This window comes from Fructilactobacillus cliffordii, assembly GCF_024029355.1.
In the GTDB taxonomy this organism is placed as follows: Bacteria; Bacillota; Bacilli; order Lactobacillales; family Lactobacillaceae; genus Fructilactobacillus; species Fructilactobacillus cliffordii.
This window is the reverse complement of the sequence record NZ_CP097117.1, coordinates 53,801-78,408: the sequence shown is the minus strand read 5'-3', so window position 1 is coordinate 78,408 and position 24,608 is coordinate 53,801. Positions and strand designations below refer to the sequence as shown.

Annotated in this window: 21 protein-coding genes; all 21 read right to left on the bottom strand. The window is 45.0% G+C overall.

The window, feature by feature from the left end; all coding sequences use genetic code 11:
• Nucleotides 1–65 precede the first annotated feature (65 nt).
• A complete protein-coding gene (gene lepA / locus M3M38_RS00400) occupies nt 66–1,907 on the bottom strand; it encodes a translation elongation factor 4 (protein ID WP_252814234.1) in 1,842 nt (613 codons plus the stop codon).
• Nucleotides 1,908–2,004: 97 nt separating this feature from the next.
• Nucleotides 2,005–3,144, bottom strand: a complete 1,140-nt coding sequence (dnaJ, locus tag M3M38_RS00395) for a molecular chaperone DnaJ (RefSeq protein WP_252814232.1) — start codon at nt 3,142–3,144, stop codon at nt 2,005–2,007.
• Nucleotides 3,145–3,285: 141 nt separating this feature from the next.
• The gene (gene dnaK, locus M3M38_RS00390) at nt 3,286–5,133 is read right to left on the bottom strand and encodes a molecular chaperone DnaK (protein WP_252814231.1); all 1,848 of its coding nucleotides are present in this window, start codon (nt 5,131–5,133) and stop codon (nt 3,286–3,288) included.
• A 25-nt stretch (nt 5,134–5,158) separates the two neighbouring features.
• Nucleotides 5,159–5,740 carry a nucleotide exchange factor GrpE gene (gene grpE, locus M3M38_RS00385; RefSeq protein WP_252814229.1) on the bottom strand — a complete coding sequence of 194 codons (582 nt, stop codon included), beginning with the start codon at nt 5,738–5,740 and terminating at the stop codon, nt 5,159–5,161.
• Nucleotides 5,741–5,751: 11 nt separating this feature from the next.
• Nucleotides 5,752–6,789 (bottom strand): heat-inducible transcriptional repressor HrcA, encoded by a 1,038-nt coding sequence (hrcA, locus tag M3M38_RS00380; RefSeq protein WP_252767119.1) that lies wholly within the window; start codon nt 6,787–6,789, stop codon nt 5,752–5,754.
• Nucleotides 6,790–6,874: 85 nt separating this feature from the next.
• On the bottom strand, nt 6,875–7,819 hold the full coding sequence (gene ribF, locus M3M38_RS00375; protein WP_252814228.1) for a riboflavin biosynthesis protein RibF: 945 nt from the start codon (nt 7,817–7,819) through the stop codon (nt 6,875–6,877).
• Nucleotides 7,820–7,825: 6 nt separating this feature from the next.
• Nucleotides 7,826–8,737: a tRNA pseudouridine(55) synthase TruB gene (gene truB / locus M3M38_RS00370; RefSeq protein ID WP_252814227.1), complete on the bottom strand. Its 912-nt coding sequence runs from the start codon at nt 8,735–8,737 to the stop codon at nt 7,826–7,828.
• A 63-nt stretch (nt 8,738–8,800) separates the two neighbouring features.
• Nucleotides 8,801–9,148 carry a 30S ribosome-binding factor RbfA gene (gene rbfA / locus M3M38_RS00365; protein ID WP_252767116.1) on the bottom strand — a complete coding sequence of 116 codons (348 nt, stop codon included), beginning with the start codon at nt 9,146–9,148 and terminating at the stop codon, nt 8,801–8,803.
• Between the two features lie 13 nt (nt 9,149–9,161).
• On the bottom strand, nt 9,162–11,492 hold the full coding sequence (gene infB / locus M3M38_RS00360; RefSeq protein WP_252814226.1) for a translation initiation factor IF-2: 2,331 nt from the start codon (nt 11,490–11,492) through the stop codon (nt 9,162–9,164).
• A gap of 13 nt (nt 11,493–11,505) precedes the next feature.
• The gene (locus M3M38_RS00355; protein ID WP_252767114.1) at nt 11,506–11,808 is read right to left on the bottom strand and encodes a YlxQ-related RNA-binding protein; all 303 of its coding nucleotides are present in this window, start codon (nt 11,806–11,808) and stop codon (nt 11,506–11,508) included.
• A complete protein-coding gene (rnpM, locus tag M3M38_RS00350) occupies nt 11,795–12,076 on the bottom strand; it encodes an RNase P modulator RnpM (RefSeq protein WP_274705800.1) in 282 nt (93 codons plus the stop codon). The genes M3M38_RS00355 and rnpM overlap by 14 nt, the downstream gene beginning before the upstream one ends.
• A 58-nt stretch (nt 12,077–12,134) precedes the next feature.
• A complete protein-coding gene (nusA, locus tag M3M38_RS00345; RefSeq protein ID WP_252814222.1) occupies nt 12,135–13,238 on the bottom strand; it encodes a transcription termination factor NusA in 1,104 nt (367 codons plus the stop codon).
• Between the two features lie 19 nt (nt 13,239–13,257).
• Nucleotides 13,258–13,740: a ribosome maturation factor RimP gene (gene rimP, locus M3M38_RS00340; protein WP_252814221.1), complete on the bottom strand. Its 483-nt coding sequence runs from the start codon at nt 13,738–13,740 to the stop codon at nt 13,258–13,260.
• A gap of 114 nt (nt 13,741–13,854) precedes the next feature.
• Nucleotides 13,855–18,171: a PolC-type DNA polymerase III gene (locus tag M3M38_RS00335; RefSeq protein ID WP_252814220.1), complete on the bottom strand. Its 4,317-nt coding sequence runs from the start codon at nt 18,169–18,171 to the stop codon at nt 13,855–13,857.
• A 50-nt stretch (nt 18,172–18,221) separates the two neighbouring features.
• Nucleotides 18,222–19,928, bottom strand: coding sequence for a proline--tRNA ligase (locus M3M38_RS00330; protein ID WP_252767110.1), 1,707 nt, complete (start codon nt 19,926–19,928; stop codon nt 18,222–18,224).
• Nucleotides 19,929–19,949: 21 nt separating this feature from the next.
• Nucleotides 19,950–21,227: an RIP metalloprotease RseP gene (rseP, locus tag M3M38_RS00325; RefSeq protein WP_252814219.1), complete on the bottom strand. Its 1,278-nt coding sequence runs from the start codon at nt 21,225–21,227 to the stop codon at nt 19,950–19,952.
• Between the two features lie 19 nt (nt 21,228–21,246).
• Nucleotides 21,247–22,035 (bottom strand): phosphatidate cytidylyltransferase, encoded by a 789-nt coding sequence (locus M3M38_RS00320; protein WP_252814217.1) that lies wholly within the window; start codon nt 22,033–22,035, stop codon nt 21,247–21,249.
• 14 nt (nt 22,036–22,049) lie between these two features.
• Nucleotides 22,050–22,790 (bottom strand): isoprenyl transferase, encoded by a 741-nt coding sequence (locus M3M38_RS00315; RefSeq protein WP_252814215.1) that lies wholly within the window; start codon nt 22,788–22,790, stop codon nt 22,050–22,052.
• A gap of 49 nt (nt 22,791–22,839) precedes the next feature.
• Nucleotides 22,840–23,238 carry a hypothetical protein gene (locus tag M3M38_RS00310; protein WP_252767106.1) on the bottom strand — a complete coding sequence of 133 codons (399 nt, stop codon included), beginning with the start codon at nt 23,236–23,238 and terminating at the stop codon, nt 22,840–22,842.
• Nucleotides 23,239–23,257: 19 nt separating this feature from the next.
• The gene (gene frr, locus M3M38_RS00305) at nt 23,258–23,818 is read right to left on the bottom strand and encodes a ribosome recycling factor (protein WP_338029984.1); all 561 of its coding nucleotides are present in this window, start codon (nt 23,816–23,818) and stop codon (nt 23,258–23,260) included.
• A 5-nt stretch (nt 23,819–23,823) separates the two neighbouring features.
• Nucleotides 23,824–24,546: a UMP kinase gene (gene pyrH, locus M3M38_RS00300; RefSeq protein WP_252767104.1), complete on the bottom strand. Its 723-nt coding sequence runs from the start codon at nt 24,544–24,546 to the stop codon at nt 23,824–23,826.
• Nucleotides 24,547–24,608 lie beyond the last annotated feature (62 nt).

Below are 24,608 nucleotides of genomic sequence, written 5' to 3'. Positions count from 1 at the left end.
TCACTGTTGAAGTAAATTTTCCTAACTAAAAATCCGCAACTGCTATTTCAGTTGCGGATTTTTCATCAATCACCGTTTTGTTCCGTATCGGATTGCAGAACGGTCATGAATGCTTCCTGGGGAATATCCACCTTTCCCACGGCCTTCATCCGTTTCTTCCCTCGTTTCTGCTTCTCCAGCAACTTTGCTCTCCGATCTGGATCCCCAGTGTGAATCCGAGAAGTAACGTCCTTTCGGTACGCCTTAATGTTGGTCCGAGCAATAATCTTGGAACCGATGGCCGCCTGGACCGGAATTTCAAAGTTTTGCCGCGGAATAATTTCCTTGAGTTTCCGGACAATGTCACGACTCCGTTCTTCCGCAAACTGACGGTGGGCAATGAAACTCAACGCGTCCACTTGATCACCATTTAACAAGATATCCACTTTAACCAAGTCACTGGCGTGATAACCGTCCACTTCGTAATCTAGTGAAGCATACCCTTTGGTACTAGACTTAAGCTTGTCAAAGAAGTTGAAAATGATTTCTGACAGTGGCATTTGGTAAATCACATTCACCCGGGCGTCATCCAAATATTCCATCGTCACAAATTCTCCCCGCCGAGCTTGACAGAGTTTCATCACGGCACCCACGTAATCATTAGGAACCATGACTGTGGCTTTCACGTAGGGTTCCTCGATACTTTTAATGGTAGAAACGTCTGGCATTTCAGCTGGGTTTTCCACTTCTACCATGTCACCACCAGTTAAATTAACGTGGTAGGTTACCGACGGTGCCGTAGTAATTAAATCTAAATTAAACTCGCGTTCGAGTCGTTCCTGAACTACATCCATGTGCAATAAACCTAAGAACCCACACCGAAACCCAAAACCGAGGGCCTCAGAAACTTCTGGTTCAAATTCGAGCGAGGCATCATTCAACTTCAGTTTTTCTAGCGCTTCTCGCAGGTCCTCAAATTTTGCGTTATCAGTTGGATATAGCCCGGCGTAAACCATAGGAATCATTTCCCGATAACCCGGTAATGCCTTTTCTGCTGGATCATTAGCTAGCGTAATCGTATCTCCAACTCGAGTTTGGGTAATGTCTTTAATGCTAGCAGTTAGATAGCCAACATCCCCAGCCATCAGGAAGTCGCGGGGCAATGGGTTAGGGGAATTAACTCCCACTTCAGTCACTTCGTACTCACTTCCACTATTCATCAACCGGATCCGGTCGCCGGCTTTTACAACCCCCTCAAAGATCCGCACGCTGAGGACCACACCCCGATAATCATCATAAATAGAGTCAAAGACCAATCCCTTTAACGGAGCATCAATGGCCCCCGTGGGAGCGGGAATTTTAGCCACAATTTCCTCTAACAACTTATCTACGTTCAAGCCCGTTTTGGCACTAATTTCGACGGCGTCACTGGTATCTAAACCAATCACGTCTTCAATTTCCTTCTTGACTCGTTCCGGTTCGGCAGATGGCAAATCCACCTTGTTAATCACCGGTAGAATTTCCAAGTCATCGTCAAGGGCAAGGTAAACGTTAGCCAACGTTTGCGCTTGAATCCCTTGAGTAGCATCCACCACCAAAATAGCCCCTTCACAGGCAGCTAAGCTCCGGGACACTTCATACGAAAAGTCCACGTGTCCTGGGGTGTCAATCAAGTGAAACACGTAATCCACACCGTCTTTCCCGTGATACTTTAACTGGACAGCGTTCAATTTAATCGTAATGCCTCGTTCGCGTTCCAAATCCATGTTATCCAGTAGCTGATCCTTCATTTCGCGTTTGGACACCGTATCGGTGAGCTCCAAAATCCGGTCCGCTAGAGTGGATTTTCCATGGTCAATATGGGCTACAATCGCAAAATTTCTGATTTTACGTTGGTCCGTTTTCATTTCTTGATAATCCACGTTCATTCCTGCTTTCTTCGGTCGATCATTTTTCTTAATTATACCAATGGCCCGGTTCAGAAACAAATAGAGCGAGATTTACATCTCGCTCTATTAGCATCAATTATTTCAATTTATCTTTTAATTTTTCAAAGAATCCCTTTTCGGGGATTGGGTTTTCTCCACTGGCTTCGGCAAATGCTTTTAAAGCCAATTTTTGTTCTGGTGATAGCTTCTTAGGCGTAACCACAGTCACGCGGACCATTTCGTCTCCCTTGCTATCGCTGTGCAGACGTGGAGCACCTTTCCCTTTTAACTTAAAGACCGTGCCCGTTTGGGTTCCGGCTGGAATGGTTAACTTACCATTACCATACACGGTTTTAACGTCGATTTCGTTTCCAAGGGCTGCATCCGTAAAGGAAATGTCCTTGTTGTAGTAAATCGTGGATCCGTCTCGTTGAAAGTCCTTACTAGGTAGAACCCGGAAGACAACGAATAAATCACCGTAAGGACCGCCGTTAACTCCAGCATTTCCTTGCCCTTGCAACCGCATTTGTTGTCCTTCTTCGACTCCAGCAGGAACCTTAACCTCTACCTCGTGGTTTTCACTAATCTTCCCAGCGCCACCACACTTAAGACACTTGTCCTTAATGATCTTCCCAGTTCCTTCACACCGCGGACACGTGCTTTGGGTCTGCATCTGTCCCATCGGGGTGTTCACCGTTCTAGCAATCCGGCCGGTCCCATGACAATCAGGACAGGTTTCTGGATGAGTTCCTGGTTTAGCTCCCGTTCCGTGACAATCCGGACATTGAGCTTCTCGTCTGTAATTAATCTTGGTAGTTTTCCCAAAGATGGCCTCATCAAAGGTCAAAGTCATTTGGTACTGCAAATCTTCACCCTGTTGAGGTGCCGTAGGATCGGTTTGGCGCCGACCGCCACCACCAAATAAATCGCTGAAAATATCTGAGAAATCGCCAAATCCAGCACCACCAGCGCCGCCGAAGCCACCGCCTCCGCCGGCTCCACCACCAAAACCTTGGGGCCCATCAGCAGATCCGTATTGGTCGTAGTTAGCCCGTTTTTGTTTGTCACTCAGGACTTCGTAGGCTTCGGTAATTTCTTTAAACTTTTCTTCGGCTCCCGGTTCTTTGTTGATGTCTGGATGGTACTTTTTGGATAAATGACGATAAGCATGGTTGATGTCTTTTTCAGAAGCATCCTTGGAAACACCCAAGACATCATAATAATCTTTTGCTGCCATTCTCTAATCCTCCCTGATTTAAAGTTGCGGTTCTAAAACAAAAAGCCAAAGCAGTTCACATCAGCTTTGGCTTTTTGATCACCTTCGTGGTCATTCACTCCGGTAAGCTCCCACTTTTCGAGGAACTTGAAACGTGCTCAATTATTTTTTGTCGTCATCGTTAACTTCGTGGAAGTCACCATCAACGGTGTTGCCATCGTCTTGCTTCGTAGCATCATCGTTAGCGCCATCACCGTTTTGACCTGATTGAGCTTGTTGTTGGTAAAGTTTTACGGCTACTGCTTGCACTTTTTCGTTCAAAGCATCCTTCTTGGACTTCATATCGTCCAAGTTGTTGTCTGCTTTGGCCTTCTTCAGTTCTTCCTCAGCATCCTTCACTTCTTTAATTTCAGCTTCAGAAACCTTACCTTCAACGTCCTTCAAAGTCTTATCAGTTTGGAAAATTAATTGATCAACTTCGTTGTTTAAGTCAACTTCTTCTTTCTTCTTCTTGTCGGCTTCTTCGTTGGCTTGGGCTTCTTTCATCATCTTTTCGATTTCATCGTCGGAAAGACCATTAGAATCCTTGATGGTAATCTTTTGTTCCTTACCGGTTCCCTTATCTTTAGCAGAAACGTTTACAATCCCGTTTTTATCAATGTCAAAGGTAACTTCAATCTGTGGAACTCCCCGTGGAGCAGCAGGAATATCAGTCAATTGGAACCGACCTAACGATTTATTATCGGCAGCCATTGGCCGTTCCCCTTGCAGCACGTGAATGTCAACGGCTGTTTGGTTATCAGCAGCAGTCGAGAAGGTTTGGGACTTGGAAGTTGGAATCGTGGTGTTCTTGTCAATTAACTTCGTCATTACACCACCCATGGTTTCAATTCCCAAGGATAATGGCGTAACATCCAAGAGCACAACATCCTTCACGTCACCAGTTAAGACTCCCCCTTGAACAGCAGCCCCTAAAGCAACAGCTTCGTCCGGGTTAATGGAGTGGTTCGGGTTCTTGCCAGTCCACTTCTTAACAGCTTCTTGCACAGCAGGAATCCGGGTGGAACCACCATTCAAGATGACTTCATCAATGTCACTAGTGCTTAAGCCAGCATCCTTTAAGGCGTTTTCAAACGGAACCTTGGTCTTGTCAACCAAATCAGAAGTTAATTCGTTGAACTTAGCCCGAGTTAATGTCGTTTGCAGGTGCAAAGGACCGTTATCGTTCGAAGCGATAAATGGCAAACTGATTTCAGTTTGGTTAACTCCAGAGAGTTCCTTCTTTGCTTTTTCGGCGGCATCCTTCAATCGTTGTAAAGCCATCTTGTCTTGGGATAAGTCGACGCCTTGTTCTTGTTTGAAGTTGTCAACTAACCAATCGATAATCCGTTGGTCAAAGTCATCCCCACCTAGGTGAGTGTCACCATTCGTTGACAGTACTTGGAAGACCCCATCACCTAATTCAAGGACGGAAACATCAAAAGTTCCTCCCCCTAAATCGTAAACTAAAATCTTTTCGTCTTTATCTTGTTTGTCCAATCCGTAAGCTAAAGAAGCAGCGGTTGGTTCGTTGATAATCCGCTTTACGTCTAATCCAGCAATCTTACCAGCATCTTTAGTGGCTTGCCGTTGGGCATCGTTAAAGTAAGCTGGTACCGTAATAACTGCTTCGGTAACCGTATCACCAAGGTAGTCTTCAGCGTAGCCCTTGATGTATTGCAAAATCATTGCTGAAATTTGTTGGGGAGTGTACTTCTTCCCATCAATATCAACCGTGTAGCCTTGTTCACCCATGTGGCTCTTAATAGAACGAACCGTGTTGGGGTTAGTGATTTCTTGACGTTTAGCAACTTCACCAACTTGGGTTTCACCATCTTTAAAGGCAACTACTGATGGAGTCGTCCGCGAACCATCTGGGTTGGTGATAATTTTGGGTTTGCCACCTTCCATAACGGCAACGGCTGAGTTCGTAGTTCCTAAGTCAATTCCAATAATTTTATTACTTGCCATGGTATTATCTCCTTTTATCCTTAATTTATTGTGCCACGATTACCATTGCTGGACGAATCACTCGATCAGCTAATCGATAACCGGTTTGTAAGACTTGCACAACTGTGTCAGCTGGATGTTCATCACTCGCTGGCACTGTTTGCACCGCTTGATGAATCTCCGGGTCAAATTGCACTCCCACTTCATCAACGGCGTGGATATCATTATCAGTTAACGCCTTGTCTAGATGTTTAACCACCATTTCAATCCCAGTCTTTAGTTGCTGGCCACTTTCATCATCAACCTGAACGTCTAACGCTCTGGTTAAATCATCCAATGCCGGAACGATGTCCTTGGCTAGCTGCTGGGGACCATACTTAGCCATTTCACTGACTTCTTTTTGATTCCGTTTTTGCATGTTTTGAATCTCTGCTTGGGAACGTAAATAATCATTTTGCGCTCCATCTAGTTGTTCTTGCAACTTAGCAACCTCAGCCTGCAACTTTTCCGTTTGCTCAGTCGCAACATCTGTTTTTGGTTGTTCGTCAGCTGCTTGCTTTGTTGCTGGCTTTTGTTGGTCAGCTGGTTGCTCTTTTTTCGTGGCTTTGGTTTCTTTTTCTTTGGCCATGCTAACCCTCCTTACTGATCGTAGTCATGATAGTAACTACGAATTCTTGTTTGTAGTTCATCGCGAAAGGCGTCTACCAAGCCCATCACCCGTGGATAAAACATTCGGGTCGGACCAATTACCGCAATCCGTCCAACTCCATGTGCACCAGCATCATAGGTTCCACTAATGATACTGTAATTACGCCATAAATCATTATGCAGTTCTGAACCTAATCGCACCGATACATCTTGACCGCTAGATTGTAAAATCGTGTCTAAGTCAGTTGCCGAACTCAACGAGGAGTAGAGCGGTTTCAAGTTTGCAAACGTTTCGGCCCCCACTCCGTGGAAGAGGTTACTTCTACCACTGACAAAGAACTGCTCATGACGTAACTTATTAGCTACTACCACAAACGCATTCACAATCTGCGTAAAATCAGCAGGCTGCTGATTACCACTTGCAAGCTCCGCTTCTAAAGTTTGCGTTACTTGACTTAGTGATTCGCCACGTAGATGTTGGTTTAACCAAGCTTCTACATGGCTTCCGTCAGAACTCGTCAAAGGTTGCTCGGTTAAAAATGGTTGGCTTTGCACTAGACCACTTTTCATCATCATAATGGCCATGAAGTTCTGATGGTTAATTTGCGTGAGGCGGAAGGACTCGACTACATCCTGCTGTTGCAGCATCGGAGTAAACGTTAGTGCCGTATAATCAGTAATCTGGGAGAGTAAATCGGCCGACTGTCTGACAATATCGTCTAACTGTTTAAACGACCCGGCTAACATTTCTGTAATGTAGTCGCGTGCCTGGACTTCTAGTGGAATCGGTTGCGTCAAATTATCAACGTAATATCGATAACCTTGATAAGAAGGAATTCGTCCCGAAGAAGTATGCACCTGTTCGATAAAGTGATTTTGACTAAGCACACTCATCTCGTTCCGAATCGTTGCTGAACTAACTTTAATTGGCAAGTGTTGTGCCAAAGATTTCGAACCAACGGGTTCCCCCGTTTGCGAATATTCATCAACAATCTGTTTAAGAATCAAGTTTTGTCTGTCAGTGAGCATCTTCACCACCTCTTTTTAGCACTCTCAATCATCAAGTGCTAAGGTACAGTTATACTGTATCAAGGATCATTATTAAGGTCAAGAATTACGCTTCCCTAGATTGAAAAAAGTTTCTGGTTTCTTGCTCATCTCGGTTTAATTGGTCAATCAATGCCGCTTCTCCTTGATATTTAACCTCATTACGAGTTTTCTTCAAAAATTGAACTTGAATTTGTTTCCCATACAAATTGCGCTGAAAATCCAATAAATTAACCTCCAGCGTCACGGGATTTTGATCGCCAAAGGTCACGTTTTTTCCAATCGAAGCCATCCCGGGATACCACTGGTGATCAATCTGCATCAAGACAATGTAAACTCCCAGCGGTGGCATTCGTTGTAAGTCATCATATTGAACGTTAGCAGTCGGAAACCCAAGGGTCCGACCCCTTGCTAGGCCATGCACAACCGTTCCACTAATTTCAAATGGCCGGCCCAATAAACGCCGAACTGTTTCCAAGTGGCCGTCACTCAAATTCCGGCGCACCCGGGTCGAACTAACTTTTTTCTCGTCCAGCAACAACGCAGGAACCGTTTCGACCGTAAACCGGTGGTGGGCATATTCTCCTAAGTTTGCCATGGCGGCGTCCTTAGTTCCGTAGGTATGATCAAAACCAGCTACGACCACCGCGGCGCCCATCCGAACAATAAAATTATCCACGAATGTCTGGGGTGCTTGCGCTTGAAAGTCATGGTCATAGTTAACCTCATACACATAATCCACCCCGAGCAGTTCAAATAATCGATACTTCTCCGGATGCAGGGTTAAATAACGCGCGGAATCCCCGGTTAGCTTTTGATATACCAGTGCTGGATGATGATCATAGGTTAAAATGGCGAGCGGCAGCTGACGCTCTAACGCAATTTCCTTTGCCCGATTAATGACGTTCTGGTGTCCGAGATGCACTCCGTCAAAAAAACCCATTGCTAACACCACTGGCGCCGGAAATTGTTGCTCTGCTTCTAGCGGATAGGCCAACTTGATAATTTTCATTGCTCGTTACTCCAAACTAAACATTTTTTGTGGTTTATACCGCTGATGACTTTCATCATAGTAGTATAAAGCCTTATCGCTACTATTATAGCGTAAAACGATTTCTGCTTCAGTAGTCTGCAAGTCTGATGCTGGTAAAAAGGACCCATGTTGGACCTGCATCCACTGTTCAGCCGTCAAATCAACGTGTGCAAAGGCGTGAAGCGCATGGTCAATTGGATAAATGAACTGATCTAATTGTCCGGCTTGTTGCGCATCCTCCAGAGTTTCTAAAGCGACCGTTTGCTGAATATCAAATCCACCGCTAGCAATCCGAGTTAGTTGTGACATCACGGCGGGTAAGCCAAAGTAGCGACCAAAGTCGACCGCTAACGTCCGCACGTAGGTTCCTTTGCCACAATCCACTTCAAAGAAAATCGTTTGGGTTCCAGCATTCCAATCAACAATGGAATCTCCGATTTGATAGAAATCAGTGACCCGAATCGTGCGTTGCGGCCGTTTGACGGTTTCGCCATGACGGGCATAATCATACAAGCGACGTCCGTTCACCTTAACCGCCGAATACATGGGTGGCGTCTGAATGTGAGAACCAATGAAGTGCGTTAATCCCGTTTTAATTTGTGCATCGGTCAGGGGCTTAAAATCATGCTGTTCGGCAACAATTTCACCATCCAAATCTTCAGTGGTTGTCGCAAAACCCAGGGTAATCGCTCCTCGATAGGTCTTCCCGGTGGCCATCAGATAATCAACCACCTTAGTCCCATTGCCTAAACAAATTGGTAACACTCCATCCACGTTTGGATCGAGGGTACCGCTATGGCCCACCTTTTTTTGATGCACAATCCCCCGAATTTTACTGACACAGCCAAAACTAGTCAGGCCTAATGGTTTATATAACGGGATAATTCCGTTGATCATTTGCTCCCTCCTTCGTATATGTACGCAAAAATGACTGAGAAAATTTTTCTCAGTCATTTTTAATTATTGATTTAATTTATTAATCAACTGGTCAATCTTACTTCCGTACTCAATCGATTCATCTCGTTCAAAATGAATCTCCGGAGTAACGTAGATACTTAGGCGGTGACCCAGTTCGCCCCGGATTAACCCCGTGGCTTTATCGAGTCCCTGCTGAACCTTTTCTTGCTCTGCTTTATCACTCGACAAAATACTGTAATAAATGGTGGCCTGTTGTAAGTCCCCTGTCACCTTAACACCAGTGACCGTAACTCCTTGCACCCGCGGATCACGCACGCGCTTCAATAAAATGTCATCGACTTCTTTTTGAATTTCTTGTTGGAGCCGACCAACTCGATATTGTTGTACCATGTGGTTTCCTCCTTTACTTCGGAGCAACTTCTTTCATGTGGTAGGCTTCGATTACGTCGCCCACTTTGATGTCGTTGTAGTTTTCAATGGTCAATCCACATTCGTGACCTTGCTTAACTTCCTTCACATCATCTTTAAAGCGCTTCAAACTGCCTAGTTCGCCGTCGTATTTAACTACCCCGTCCCGAACCAAACGCACCTTACTGTCATTTCTGACGTAACCATCATTAACCATTCCACCAGCGATGGTTCCCACCGCGGAAGCCTTGTAGATTTGCCGGACATCAATGCTACCAGTTACTTCTTCTACGTAAGTTGGATCAAGCTTCCCTTTCATGGCCGCCGTCACGTCGTCAATCGCGTTGTAAATAACTTGGTAAAGCCGCACATCAATCTTGTCCGTTTCCGCTTGCACTTTAGCTTGCGGAGTAGGCCGCACGTTAAACCCAATGATAATTGCGTTACTTGCCTTCGCTAAGGCAATATCACTTTCGTTCACGGCCCCCACCGAAGCATGGATGACGTTCACGTTCACACCTTCAACGTCAATCTTTTTCAGGCTATCTGCCAAGGCTTCAACCGAACCTTGCACGTCAGCTTTGATGATCACGTTAACCTGCTTCATATCCTCTTGTTTCATGGAATCAAACAAGTTATCCAACGTAACCCGGTTGTTTTGCTTTCGTTCTTCAATTTGTGCTTCTTTGGCCCGTTCTTCTCCGGCAACTCGCGCAGTTTTTTCGTCATCGAAGACCACAAACCGGTCACCGGCTTCTGGAACGGCATTTAATCCCGTAATTTCAACGGGAGTTGATGGAGTAGCCGATTCTAGGTCTTGTCCGGCTTCGTTCGTCATCGTCCGCACTCGACCAAATGTATCACCAACCACGATGGGATCACCGCGACGTAAGGTTCCCTGTTGCACTAATAATGTAGCTACGGGACCCTTTCCTCGGTCTAGTCGTGCTTCTACCACTGACCCGGCTCCATTTTGTTTCGGATTGGCCTTTAATTCCATCACGTCTGCTTGTAATATGATCATGTTCAACAGTTCGTCCACATTCGTTCCGTTTTTAGCGGAAATATCAACGAAAATCGTATCTCCACCGTAATCTTCTGGAACCAAACCATAATTCATCAACTGCTCTTTCACGTGTTGCGGATTAGCGTTGGGCCGATCAATCTTGTTCACGGCCACGATAATTGGCGTGTTGGCTTCCTTAGCATGGTCAATGGCTTCAACCGTCTGCGGCATCACTCCATCGTCAGCTGCGACCACTAGCACCGTAATGTCAGTGATGTTAGCTCCCCGTGCCCGCATTTCAGTAAAGGCCGCGTGTCCAGGAGTATCTAAGAACGTAATCAAATGATCATCTTGCTTTAATTGATAAGCCCCAATCGCTTGGGTGATTCCCCCGGCTTCGCCTGATGTAATGTGAGAGTGACGCAGGTAATCCAACAACGTGGTTTTCCCGTGGTCAACGTGTCCCATGATGGTTACGACTGGAGGACGAGGAGCTTGATAACTAGTGTTATTTTCCTCTTCTTCAAAGAATTTATCGATATCAGAAACGTTCACGTGTTCTTTTTCTTGCGCCTTGACACCGTAATCGGCAGCCAGCAATTCAATCGCATCCTTATCCAAGGATTGGTTCTGGTTCACCATCATCCCTAACATAAAGAGCTTCTTGATAATTTCAGCTGGTTCTCTGTGCAGGATTTTACCCAAGTCTTGAGCATTCATCCCGTCTTCATAAACCAATACTTCTGGCAACGGCCGGTTCTTTCTAACCGTTGGAGCCTTCTTTTTGTGGTTTTGCCGAATCCGTTGGTTCTTGGAATACATGTTGGCAAAGCGGTTGTTACGGTTATTCCGACGTTTCTTTTTATTTTTGTTGTTATTGTTGTTGCGGTTTAAGCTCCCACCAAACTTTCCGCCACCAGTCTTTGGCTTAGCGGTGGTAGTTGATTTAGCATTCGTCGTCGTTTTAGCACGAGCCGGTTGCTTTTGATCTGATTGGTGTTGGTTGTTCTTGGTGGTTGGCTTAGAATGGTTAGCATTTGAACGACGTTGGTTCCCCTGCTGGACCTGTGATCCATTGTGTTGCTGGTTGGCTTTCCCATTATTGTTTGTCCGGGGCTTGGTTCCCGTTGCCTGGGACTGGTTCTTGGTACTTGGTTGGCTTTTGTTAGTCATTGCTCCTCGCACTGTTTTCTCTTGGGATGCATCTAATGATGACATGTGGTTTTTTACCTTAATCCCATTGGCCTGCGCTACACCCAGTACTTTCTTACTGGGAACGTTTAGTTCTTTTGCTAGTTCATAGATTCTTTTTTTCGCCATGAAACCACGCTCCTTACTTGTTTATTTCATTTAATTTCCTCGCAAAACCCTGGTCTATAATTCCAATGACTGTTCGTGGCTGCCCGATGGCCGCACTTAATTCTGATTTGTTTAGGTCGTTGTTAACTGGAACGGCATAAAATCGACTTTTGTCTAAAAATCGTTTTGCGGTTGCCGCACCGGCATCACTAGCTAAAAACAAGAACTGCACCTGCTGGTGACGGATCCCGTTTAGAACCAATGACTCTCCCGTGACTATTTTACCAGCTCTCCGAGCAATTCCCAACAAATTAAGCGTCTGCTTATAATTGGTCATTTTTTATCAGTTCCCGTCGTGCTTGGATGTGATCAACGTAATCAATCAAAGTTGCATAAAAATCAGGAGATAGAGTAACGGAAAAAACTTGATCAAGAATTTTTTCGTCCCGAGCCTTTTTAACAGCCGAAACGTCAACTTGAACGTAGGCGCCCCGCCCAGATTTTTTCCCGGTTGGATCTAACTCGACGTTCATTTCTTTATCCCGAACAATGCGCACAAGTTCCTTTTTGGGGAACATTTCTCCAGAAATAACATCCTTCCGCATCGGAATTTTTCTTTTCTTCTTCAACCTGGTTCAGCTCCTTTATCTCACTAATTAGCCATTAGTCTGCTGCTTCATCACCAGCATCGGCCTCACTAACTTCTACTTCAGCATCGTCGTCATCCGGGGCGGTCATTTCTGACTCAGACTTGATGTCAATTCGATATCCAGTTAAACGAGCAGCTAATCGGGCATTTTGCCCACGCTTTCCGATGGCTAACGACAACTGGTCATCTGGAACCACTACGGTACAAGCCTTTTCTTCGCCATCTTTAAAGATCACGTCAATTACTTCAGCCGGATTGAGGGCGTTGGCAATGTATTGGGCTGGATCTTCATCCCACTGGACGATATCCATGTTTTCGCCACCCAATTCGTTTACAATGTCTTGCACCCGTTGGCCGCGAGGCCCGACCGTAGTCCCAACCGGGTCGACGTTGGCTTCATTTGATTTCACTGCCACTTTAGAACGGTCACCCGCTTCTCTGGCAATCGAAATAATTTCGACTACACCATCGTAAACTTCGGGTACCTCTTGTTCAAACAAACGTTTCAACAATCCCGGCGCTGTCCGACTCACAAAGACTTGGGGACCCTTGGCAGCATCATCAACGTTCGTTACGTACACTTTCAACTTATCTTGCGGACGATAAGTTTCGTTCGGCATCTGGTCGTTGTGCGCCATGGCTGCTTCCACGCCATCCAAATTCAGGTATACAAACCGGTTATCCTGGCGTTCCACTTCGGCCGTGACCAGTTCATCCTGATACTTACTGTACTTGTCGTACACGTTTTGCCGTTCGGCTTCCCGAACACGTTGCATGATGACTTGTTTAGCGGTTTGAGCCGCAATCCGACCGAAATCTTTGGGGGTCACCTTAAATTTAATTTCATCGCCCAGCTCGTAGCCCCGGTTGATTTGCAATGCTTCGTCGAGGCTCACCTCTAAGCGCGGATCAACGACTTCTTCAACCACTTTTTTAACGGCATAAACGTTAATATTACCCTGTCGTTCGTTAAATTCAACGTCCACGTTTTGGGCTTGGTCATAGTTGCGTTTGTAAGCTGAAATCAAAGCAGCTTCTAACGCTTCAATAACAACTTCCTTTTTAACGCCTTTTTCGCGCTCTAATTCATCGAGCGCCGTTACTAACTCTTTACTCATTGTGCTTGCTTCCTCCTCGTTAAAATTTAATTGCCAAGCGAGCTTTAGAAATTAACTCCCGGGGCACGACCACGTCTCGTTCCCGGTTTTTTTCCGTTACCCGAATGGTTAGAGCTTGGTCATCTAGTTTAATTAGCGTTCCTTCGTAGATCTTTTTCCCATTTAATTTTTGGTAAAGGGACAAGTGAACGTATTCGTTGAGAGCGCGTTGATAGTCCTGTTCTTTTTTTAGAGGCCGTTCTGCTCCTGGAGACGAAACTTCCAAAAAGTATGGTTCTGCAAATGGATCTGGATCCAGTTCATCTAACTTTTCGCTCAATTGGTCACTAACCAACACGCAATCATCCAAAGTAATGCCACCATCTTTGTCAACGTACACCCGGAGGTACCAACTGCCACCTTCTTTAACAAATTCGATGTCATATAAATAAAAGTTTGCTGCTGCTAGAATTGGTTCCACGGTCTCTGTGACCTTTGCAATAATTTCGCTCGTTTCGCTCAACTATTTACCTCCCAAATGTTTCTAATAAAAAGAGCGAGCATCGCTGCTCACTCCGAAAAGAGTTTTCAATTACTATTACTAGTGTAACATAAGCGGACAACATTATCAATCAGCTTACAAATCAAACAAACTCAACTGGTTTTCGTCTGGCAGGCCTTTCAATACTCCATTTTGATTCATAAATTCAATGATGGTTTTAGAAACGCCTCCTCGTTTAGACAAATCCTCCTTAGAAAGAAACGGTTTGTCTTCGCGAGCAGCCACAATCTGCTTGGCTACGTTTAAGCCCAGACCGGGCACAGCGCTGAAAGGTGCAATTAATTTTTTCCCATCCACGAGCCATTCCGAAGCATCGGAACGTTCGAGGTCAATCATTTCAAACGAAAAGCCCCGTTCAAGCATTTCATTCGCAATTAGCATCACCGTTTGCAGGTTCTTTTCCTTAGCGGAAGCATCGTTACCCTTACTATTAATTGCTTGAATGACGTTTTTCACCGCTTCTTTTCCGTGCGCCATGGCCTCAACGTCAAAGTCGTCAGCCCGGACAGAAAAGTAGGCTGCGTAGTAAACCAACGGGAAGTACACCTTGAAGTAGGCCACCCGTAACGCCATCAGCACGTAAGCTGTAGCGTGAGCCCGGGGGAACATGTATTTAATCTTTAAGCAAGAATCAATGTACCAGTCTGGAACGTCTGCTTCCTTCATCTTGGCCTGCCATTCCGGTTTAATTCCCTTTCCCTTCCGCACTTTTTCCATGATTTGGAAGGAAGTTTCTGAATCAACTCCGTAATTAATCAAGTCGGTCATGATGTTATCCCGACACCCGATCACGTTTGAAATGGTAGCCGTGCCTTCTTTAATCAACTCTTCGGCATTCCCTAACCACACATCAGTTCCATGGGATAACCCAGAAATTTGTAGCAGGTCAGAAAAGTTCTTCGGATTAGTTTCCTCTAACATTCCCCGGACAAAGTGAGTTCCAAATTCGGGAATCCCCAGGGTCCCCGTTTTCGAAAAAATTTGTTCGGGCGTAACTCCCAAGACTTCGGGGCTGCTGAAAATCTTCATCACCCCCGGATCATTCATGGGAATCGAGTACGGGTCAATTCCCGAAAGATCTTGGAGCATCCGGATCATGGTCGGATCATCGTGTCCCAGAATATCAAGCTTTAGGATGTTATCGTGAATGGAGTGGAAATCAAAGTGGGTCGTTTTCCAGGCCGCATTTTGATCTTCAGCTGGAAATTGAATCGGCGTGAAGTCATAGATATCCATGTAATCAGGAACAACAATGATGCCGGCTGGATGTTGACCGGTCGTTCGTTTTACTCCCGTGGCTCCCTGAGCTAGACGGTCAATTTCTGCGCCCCGCAATTGTTGTTCGGTATCGCGTTCATAGGCTTTCACGTAACCATAAGCCGTTTTATCGGCCACGGTTCCAATCGTTCCCGCCCGAAACACGTTCTTTTCTCCAAACAAAACCTTCGTATAGTTATGTGCAATCGATTGATAATCACCAGAAAAGTTCAAATCAATATCCGGCACTTTATTCCCTTTAAAGCCCAGGAAAGTTTCAAACGGAATATTATGACCGTCGCCAATCATCACGGCGCCACATTCCGGACACTTTTTCTCGGGTAAATCAAAACCAGAACTGTATTCACCCTTAGTAAAAAACTCTGAATATTGGCATTCGGGACAACGATAGTGTGGTGGCAGTGGATTAACTTCCGTGATTCCAGTCATAGTAGCAACCAAGCTAGATCCCACGGACCCCCGGGAACCGACCAAATAACCATCCTTATTACTCTTAGCAACCAGCCGTTGCGAAATCAAGTAGATAACCGAGAATCCGTTATTAATGATACTGGTTAATTCCCGATCCAGGCGATGTTGGACCAATTCAGGTAAATTTGTGCCATACAATTGATGCGCCTTATCCATGGTTCGCTGCTTAATTTCATCCTCGGCCCCATCCATTTTTGGTGTATACAACTTATCTTTCAATGGTTGCACCGTTTCAATTTGCTTCGCAATGGCTTGCGAATTCTGAACCACAATTTCATGGGCCTTTTCAGTTCCTAAAAAGTCAAAATCTTCCAGTAATTCATCAGTCGTGCGAAAATGCGCATCCGGCAGGGTTTGCCGGTTTAACGGATTAGCGCCTCCCTGGGAGTTAATTAAAATCTTTCGGTAGATAAAATCATGGGGATCTAGGTAGTGCACATCGCCCGTCGCCACTAACGGAAGCTGGGATTGATCAGCGACCTTTACCAAATTTTTGATAATGGTCTGTAATTTGCCGCGGTCACTAATCAAGTGACTGTCAATTAACGGTTGATAGGCTGCCTGAGGTTGGACTTCCAGGTAGTCATAAAAGCGGGCTTTCGTTAAGGCTTCAGCTTCACCTTTTTGCATGAGCGAGGTAAATACTTCTCCACTCGAACAAGCAGAACCCACTAACAGACCTTCCCGATACTTTTCTAACTCACTTCGCGGAATCCGGGGCACCCGGTAATAATATTTAATATGAGCTAACGAAACCAGTTTAAATAGGTTTTTTAACCCGGCTTGCGTTTGCGTCAACAACACCACATGGAACGGTCGAGCGTGTTTATAGGCATCGTTATCAGTCATGTGTTCATTTAATTGATCATGATACTCAATTCCGTACTGGTCTTCCGCATCCTTTAAAAAAAGATAATTTAAATGACCAGTAGTTTCGGCATCATAGATGGCTCGGTGATGGTGCTCCAAATTAACGTTGAACTTTTTCGCTAACACATTCAGTCGGTAACTCTTGTAATTGGGATATAAAAACCGTGCCAACGTTAACGTATCAATGATCGGGTTTTTGATTGAATCCATGCCGTGGCGCTTGTAACCCGTGTTCATAAAGCCCACGTCAAAGGTGACGTTGTGCCCCACGATAATGGCATCCCCACAAAATTCCCGAAAGAGACTGAAGACCTCTTGTTCTGACTTAGAACCGGCCACCATTTCGTCCGTAATTGACGTTAAATTAGTGGTTTGCTCGGACAAATGAAATCCCGGATCAATGAACTCCTCAAACTCATCAATGACGTTATTCCCCTGCATCTTAACTGCTGACAATTCAATCACGCGATCATACACGGCAGAAAGACCGGTCGTTTCCGTATCAAACACAACGTACGTGGCCTCTTTCAGGTTCACGTGTTGATCATTGAATCCAATCGGTTCTCCGTCATCAACCACGTTGGCTTCCATCCCGTAAATCATTTTCACGTCATTTTGCTGCCCCGCCTGATAGGCTTCCGGAAAGGCTTGAACGTTGTCGTGATCGGTGACGGCTAGTGCCGTGTGTCCCCATTGTTTAGCCCGTTTCACGTAATCCGAAATGGAGTTCGTGGCGTCCATTTGGCTCATGTTAGAGTGCAGGTGCAGTTCGACCCGCTTATCACCATCTGGAGCTTGATCTGCCCGTTCTTGGTGGTCAATCGGCATCACGTCGCGAGCAATCATCGTCAGTTCATTCGAATAACTGTCCTCTTGTACCCCACCACGAACTTTGATCCAACCTCCGGCCTGAAAGTTTTCAAACATCTCCATGTCAGCTTCGTCATTGGAAAACAGCTTCACCGTTAACGAGGAGGTATAATCGGTAATCTCTAAAATGAGTAATTCGCGCCCGGATTTTAACTTCCGCAGTTCCTTGTTAAACACGTAACCATTAATAACCACCGAGCGTTCTTCCTCTGTAATATCGGCCATTTGGGTCACATCTAAATTAGCTGAAATCTTTCTTCCCACTTGCAACGTTCCGTTCTTTTTCGGTCCGGCCTTGCGAGCACTGCTTTTTTCCATGGCCATGCGGGCTTGTTGGGCCAGTTGTTCGTCTCGTTCTTTCTTTTTCGCCTTTATTTCCTCAATCTGCTCCTGCGAGGCTGATTCATCAACAAATGTATGAATTGTAAAGGACGGAAACCCCAGCTGGTGATAAAGCTCTTCAATGGGTCCCAACGCGTTGTTCGTCATAAAGTCCTTGACCACTTCGTTCATGGCTAAAAAATTAATCCGACCAGCATCGTCAACTTCTGGGACATGATTATTTAATAACTCCTGGGTCAGATTGGAATGTAACCCGGCATGCTGAACCACCCAATTCCAGTAGTCACCTAGTTCTCGACTGGGAACATCCTGCTGATTCGTATGAATCTTCAGTTCGATCGTGGCAATGTCTTGAAACGACTGTTGCAAATCACCAAACAGCTTTTGAAACGTGACAAACGGCAGGACGTGCTCTAACTGCAACGTGAACTCCCAGCGATTCGACTGCTGATGGACTGTAACTTGGGCAATCTGGCCATTTGTAAATTCATCTCGTTGGTCCGTGGACCAACCAATTTGATCCAATAGTTTTTGCAAACGTTCTTCTTTAGTTAGTGCCACTAATAACCTCCTGTGGTGCAAAAAAGACCAGTCTGCCGCTGGTCTTTTGCCTAAATCTCTTTTGCTAAAATTTTAATCGTGTTTTGTAAATCATCAACCTTAGTTTCAACCGTTTCGCCGGTTTTTCTGATTTTAACTTCCACGATTCCCTCATCGGCTTTTTTTCCGATAGTGACCCGAATCGGAACTCCGATTAAGTCGGAATCAGCAAATTTAACCCCGGCCCGTTCTTTGCGATCATCAACTAGCACTTCGAAGCCAGCTTCTTCTAAGCTAGTCGTGATTTGCGTGGCTAATTCTGCCTGTTCTTCCTTTTTAACGTTCGTGGGAATCACATGCACATCAAACGGAGCAATTGCCGTTGGCCAGACCAGCCCGTTTTCGTCAGCCTGCTGTTCAGCTACGGCAGATAGTAAACGGCTAACTCCAATCCCGTAACAACCCATGATAATTGGTTGTTGCCGGCCGTTTTCATCAAGAATATCAGCCCCCAGCACCTTTGAATACCGGGTCCCCAGTTTAAAGATATGGCCAATTTCAATTCCCTTGGTAAACTGGAGTTCACCACTCCCATCGGGCGAAATGTCTCCCTCTTTAACCGTACGGACATCCGCATACTCTAAATCAGGTAAATCTCTTGTCGGGTTAAAGCCTTGATAATGCTTGCCAGTTTGGTTAGCACCCACAATGGCATTCACCATGGGTTGGACGTATTCATCCGCGATGACCCTCGTTTCAGCCGACAAATCAAAAGGACCCACCGCACCCGGTTGGACGTCTAATAATTCTGCCGCCTGAGCGGGTGTGGCTAATTCTAACGTATCAGCGCCTAAAACGTGTTTTAACTTAGCTTCGTTGGCAACCTGATCGCCACGCGTTAACACAATCACTGGTTGTTCATCAGCGAGGTACAGCAAACTCTTGACCACTTGATCAGGGTGAACGTCAAAGAATTCAGTTACCTGGTCAATCGTTTTGACATCTGAAGTATCAACCAGTTCCAATGGCTGGGCTTCTGCATGTGATTTCTGGGGGACAAACATGTTCGTGGCCATTTCCAAGTTAGCAGCGTATTCACTATCATTGGAATAAACAATCGTATCTTCCCCCACGGCTGCCGGAGCAGAAAATTCCATTGAATCAGAGCCACCCATGCTGCCACTATCCCCAATGATGCCTCGGTAGGACAGTCCGATTTGGTTAAAGATGGCTTCAAACGCCCCGCGCATTTCTTTATAAATTTGATCTAAATCCGCTTCGTTAGCGGAGAAAGAATAAGAATCGAGCATCAAGAATTCCCGACTCCGGAGTAATCCATACCGGGGTCGGTCTTCATCACGAAACTTGCTTTGAATTTGATACAAGTTTAACGGTAACTTTTTGTAGGACTTGACTGAGCTCTTAATCAATTCCGTAAAGGTTTCTTCGTGTGTTGGTCCTAAAATAAATTCCGTGTCGTGGCGGTTTTTGAGCTTAAACAATTCATCACCATAGGTATCGTAACGGCCGGAATCCTGCCAGAATTGAGCAGGAATGATTTCTGGAACCAGCATTTCACAGGCTCCAGAGTCATCCATTGCTCGTTTAATAATCCGTTCAATTTTTTCAAGCACCCGATAAGCCAACGGTAAGTACGCATACGTTCCGGCTGATACTTGTTGAATATAACCAGCCCGCAGTAACATCCTGTGACTCAGGGCCTCGGCCCCCGTAGGATCCTGTTTCTGGGTCGGAATTAACATTCTTGATTGTTTCATCTTTGTTTATCACTCCTACTATTAACGAATAAAGTACCGCATTATATCATTCCAAGTTACCAAAATCATCAAAACGGCTAAGAAGGCAAAACCAACCAAGGTAATCCCCGTTTCAACTTTTTCAGATAGCGTTTTTCTCCGAACTAATTCAATTAGATTTAACAAGATTTTACCACCATCGAGGGCCGGGATGGGGATTAAGTTAATCACAGCCAAGTTAATCGATAACCAAGCTAGTAATGAGACCACTCCCACTAATCCATAAGCAGTTGCTTGCGAGGTACTTGCGTAGATTGCTACGGGTCCCCCTAGATCATTTAACGAGAAGTGTCCCGAAACCATCCGCCATAAAGCTGAGCCTAACATTTTGGTACTAGACCAGGTTTGGGTAAAACCAGCGGTCAATTTTGCCGTTAAACTCGGGTTCACAGACTTTGTTACCCCAATCATTCCTACTCGTTTCTTTTGAACGGTTTGGGCTTCAGTGGTAAGGGTAATGTTGCGGCGCTTTCCTTGCTCAACCACCGTCAGCGTCACCCGTTGCTTCGGTCGTTTACTAATCTGGGTCGCCACGGAATTGAAATCTTTGGTCTGCTGTCCATCAACGGCGACAATCCGATCTCCACTTTTAATTCCAGCTTGTTTAGCAACACTCGGTTGATTTTTAGAAATTTGGATTTGGTTGGAATTACTGGCTACCCCACCCTGTAGGAAGGCTAACAACGTAAACGCTACAATCGCTAGCAACACGTTATTAAAAATTCCAGCGGCGTTTACCAGCAATTTTTTCCCTACCGGTGCATTTTGAAATTGAACGTCAGCCGGTGCAATTTGCAACTCGATTCCCTCTGGATTAACTAAAATAGCATCGTGATTAACAGGAAAGCGTTTGAGTTCACTTTCATCGCCATTTTCGTATCCTTCAATGAACAAGTCATGCACTAGATCAGCTTTAGTAACTTGAACGGGAATACCCTGAAACACATTACTTTTCTGACTCAAATCAATTTTTATTACTTGCGGTTGCTGGTTTAACTGTAATTTAACGGTTACCCCCGGCTTAATTTGATCATCTTCATCATCAGCACTTCCGGCTAGGCGAACGTACCCACCAAGCGGGAGTAACCGAATCGTGTAGGTCGTATGATTTTTCCGATAAAAAAAGAGCTTAGGTCCCATTCCAATCGAAAATTCTCGTACCATAATCCCTGCGCGTTTTGCCACGATAAAGTGCCCAAATTCGTGGACAAACACGAGAATTCCAAAAACAATGATAAAACTAATAATTGTGGTTATCAAAAGACCACCTGCCTTTCATTTACACAATTCCTAACAGATGGAGCAACGGCAGCACAAACAACAAACTATCAAAACGATCTAAAATCCCACCGTGACCGGGAAGAATCTTTCCAGAGTCTTTCACTCCATAGTACCGCTTCAAAGCAGATTCAACTAAGTCTCCTAATTGACCCGCGATGGATAAAATAACAGTCAATAAAATCATGGTCATTAAACTCGCATGACTAACCGGGAAGAACATCACGTAAACGGTACAAACTATCGTTGCCACAAGCACGCCCCCGACAGAACCTTCCCAGGTTTTGTTAGGAGAAACGTGCGGTGCCAACTTGTGCTTTCCCATGTACTTACCGATGAAATAAGCACCCGTATCAGTACACCAAACGATTAGCAGGGCATAAAACAGAACGACTAACCCATCGTGACGTGCCATCACAAAGTAGTGAAAGCCAAACCCGATGTAGAGCATCGCTAGTGTATACACACCCGCATCATCAAAATTAAAACTCTTGTTGAAAAACACAGTACACAAAAGTAGCAATAAAACTAAAATGTAAAAAGCAAAATTGGGACTAACGTTAGCAGGAAGCCAGCCCGTAATTAAACTAGGCAAGACCAAGGCTGCCACCCCTACAAAAGCAATCAAGGCTTCCACGGAAATAATGATTTGCTTTTTCATGATAAACACTTCTGCCATGGCAACCAGTGCTAATGCCACGGCTGCTAGTTCGACTAGCCAACCACCCATTAAAATGATGGGAATAAAAATGGCCAGGGCCACCACTGCGGTAATAATTCTCTGCTTCATGGTAATTAATTCTCCTACTTATTTTTCAGACCGCCAAAGCGGCGGTTTCGTTGTTGAAAATCCAGCAACTCCGCTTCAAAATCAGCGGGCGTAAAATCGGGCCAGAGTTTGGACGTAAAAGCGAGTTCACTATAAGCTAATTGCCACAGTAAAAAGTTAGAGATGCGTTCTTCGCCACTGGTCCGAATCAATAAATCTGGATCAGCCAGCTCGCCTAAAAAGTTGGTTTTCAAGTGATTTTGAACCGTTTGCTCAGTAATTTCTTCGGGAGCAATTTGACCATCATGCACTTCTGTCGCGATTTCCTGCACGGCTTCCGTAATCTCAGTCCGCGAACCATAGTTCAACGCAAAATTTAAAATCATCCCATCACAGGCCTGAGTATCTAACTGCGCTTTTCGGACCGCTTTTTGCGTTTCTGCCGGCAATTGCTCGTTGTCACCAATGGTTTTGACCCGGACGTTATTAGCAATTAGTTTAGGGACAAATTTATTAAAAAAACGGGTGGGCAAGCTCATCAAGTAATTAACCTCGGTTTCGGGCCGTTTCCAATTTTCCGTTGAAAAGGCATAGAGCGTTAACACCTGCACCCCAAGGTCACTAGCGGCAATCGTGATGTCTTCAACCACATCCATGCCCCGCTTATGCCCAGCAATTCGGGGAAGATGCCGTCGCTGGGCCCACCGACCGTTACCATCCATAATAATAGCAACGTGTTTCGGGACCCGTTTTCGCTCTAATTCCGTAATTTCCATCAAACTACCTCGCTCCAAAAAGTAAAGAAAGGATGAGCAACCTCACCCTTTACTTAATCAAATTCCATTCGCCCACACCTGCCTGAACAAGCTGGTCAAAATACTCTAACAAATCATTCGCACTGGTTGGGCTTTGTACTCCTAATTGGTTCAAACCATCACCGGTGGGAATCGGTTCGCTTAAATCCGTAACCTGATTTCCCGCTTCAATCGTACCATGGGAAAAAGCAAGGACCCAATCAGACTGCACGAGTCGACCTCCCACCAAGAACAAGTTAAAGTCATCCTGCACATAAACTGGCAGGACATAAATGCCCGGTTGAATTTCCGTTAGTTGCTGATCGTTAAACTGAAACTGAGTCTGATTAACCGCATTAATTGGTTGCTTTAACTTAAACATCATCTTATCAAATTCAGGGGTTCCTGGTGTTACTGCTTCATCTTCCATGATTACGTGCTCCTCTAGCTTAATCGTTCATGATGGATGCTTGCTTATCCTTCACGATTTGATCAATTCCTTTAATGGCACTATCCGTCAGTTTTTGAATTTGATCTTCTAACTGGTGCGCTTCGTCATCATTAACTTCATCATCTTTGTTAGCTTGTTTGATGGCATCCATTGCTTCGCGACGAACGTTTCGAATTGCAACCTTGCTTTGTTCTCCAGTCGCCTTGGCTTTTTTCGCAATTTCTTGGCGCCGTTCGTTCGTTAATTGTGGAATTTGAATCCGAATGTTGTCTCCATCATTCATCGGATTTAATCCCAAATCAGCTTCTAAAATTCCCTTTTCAATGTTTTCTAACGCGGTTTTATCATACGGAGAAATCATCAGCATCCGTGGTTCTGGAATTGAAATCGAAGCCACTTGAGCCAATGGAGTTTGCGCACCATAGTAATCAACCACCACTGGTTTTAAGATGCTAGCGTTAGCACGGCCAGCCCGCATTTGCCCTAGGTCATTTTCCAAGACCGACTGAGCGCGATCCATTTTGCGTTTTGTTTCTTGAGTCAATTCTTTGGTATTCATTGGCATTATTTCCCCTCCACAATCGTTCCAATATTTTGGCCTTCAATGACTTTTTTAATGTTCCCTGGTTCATTCAGGTTAAAGACCACCAGTGGGATGTTATTATCCATTGATAAAGAACTAGCAGTTGAATCCATTACGTGTAAGCCTTTGTTCAGGATATCCATTTGAGTTAGCTTGGTGAACTTCTTGGCATCTGGATCAGTGTTTGGATCCGCCGAGTAAATTCCGTCCACTCCATTTTTAGCCATCAAAATGGCATCAGCATCAATTTCAGCAGCTCGAAGAACAGCCGTCGTATCCGTTGAGAAGTATGGATTACCGGTCCCTCCAGAAAAGATAACGATTCGTCCTTTTTCCAGGTGCCGCACGGCTTTACGTCGAATGTATGGCTCTGCAATTTGGCGCATTTCAATCGAAGTTTGTAATCGGGTGGGAACTCCCGCTGATTCTAGGTTATCTTGCAATGCTAATCCATTCATAATCGTGGATAACATTCCGATGTAATCGGCTTGAGCACGTTCCATTCCCATTTCGGCACCGGCTTCTCCACGCCACATGTTTCCACCACCAACGACAATCGCAATTTGAATCCCTTGATTGTAAACGTCACGAATTTCATCGGCAATTTTTTTAATTACGGGCGGATTGATTCCAAAACCCTTGGCACCAGCCAGGGCTTCCCCACTAAGTTTTAAAACAACCCGCTTGTATTTTACGTCAGCCATTAAATATCCCCCTGAAAGCATTAATTGTTACGTTAATTTTAGCATAAATCGTAATCTAACAA